We start from the raw sequence: 1,237 nt of genomic DNA, 5'->3' as shown, positions 1-1,237 counted from the left end.
TGTAGTGGTTTAATGATCTCGGACACAATCTAAGGTGGTATTATTACCACTTACATGAGGTGTCACATGACTAGTAAACGTCGAACTTTTACAAAAGAATTTAAATTAGAAGCAGCAAGCTTGGTGCTTGATCAAAGTTATAGTGTTCCCGAAGCTGCTCGTTCGCTTGGTGTTGGTGAAACAGCATTAAGACGTTGGGTGCAGCAGTTAAGTGATGAACGTGGTGGAAGTACACCAAAGTCCAAAGCGCTAACACCTGAGCAACAAAAGATCCAAGAACTAGAAGCCAGAGTGAATCGCCTCGAGCGGGAAAAATCAATTTTAAAAAAGGCTACAGCTCTCTTAATGTCAGACGAAATGAACAATATACGTTAATCAATAAGTTAAGTGAGCATGAGTCTACAGAGTTGATTTGCGACGTTTTTGAAGTACCGCGTTCTAGTTTTTATGACTTTAAACAATCTAAAAAAGTTATTAACAAGCAAGAGATAGAGTTACGAGCCAAGGTAAATGAGTTATTCAAACTTAGCAGAAGCTCTGCCGGAAGCCGAAGCCTGGTTGTGATGCTTGGTGAAGATGGACTCAATATAGGTCGCTTCAAAGTTAGGCGTATCATGAAAGATATGCACTTAATCAGTAAACAGCCGGGTTCGCACGCTTATAAAAAAGCAACCGTTGAACGACCTGACATTCCAAATCTATTGGACCGAGAATTTAATGTGTCGCAGCCAAATCATGTTTGGTGTGGGGATATCACTTATATTTGGGCAGGTAGTCGTTGGGTGTATCTTGCGGTGGTACTCGACTTATACTCTAGACGAGTTGTTGGTTGGGCACTATCGAACAAACCTGATGCTGACCTTGTAGTCTCAGCATTAGACAGAGCCTACCAACAGCGAGGAAAGCCTAAGGGGCTGATGTTCCATTCTGATCAAGGTAGCCAATATGGAAGCATAAAATTCCGTCAACGATTATGGCGTTATAGAGTAACTCAGAGTATGAGTCGCCGCGGGAACTGTTGGGACAATGCACCGATGGAACGTGTGTTTAGAAGTTTAAAATCAGAATGGGTACCAACCAATGGCTATCATTCAATTAAAGAAGCAGAGCTGGATATAAGCACTTATTTAATGAATTACTATAACTGGCGTAGGCCACATAGTTATAACAACGGGTTTTCTCCTGCTAAAGCAGAAGAAAACCTTAATTTAATGTCCGGAATTAGTTGACCACTACA

At 41.3% G+C, this 1,237-nt stretch carries 1 protein-coding gene; it reads left to right on the top strand.

The annotated features are described in order from the left end of the window. Positions 1-66: 66 nt before the first annotated feature. Positions 67-1,229 (top strand): IS3 family transposase gene (locus AC27H3_RS18020; RefSeq protein ID WP_487108104.1). Its coding sequence is split into 2 segments (ribosomal slippage): positions 67-322 and positions 322-1,229, totalling 1,164 coding nucleotides; the frame shifts between segments, so codons are not numbered across the junction. Positions 1,230-1,237 lie beyond the last annotated feature (8 nt).

It is taken from the genome of Colwellia sp. NW0002-52-1, from assembly GCF_057550865.1.
The sequence above is the reverse complement of the archived record's forward strand: the minus strand, read 5'-3'. Positions and strand labels throughout refer to the sequence as shown.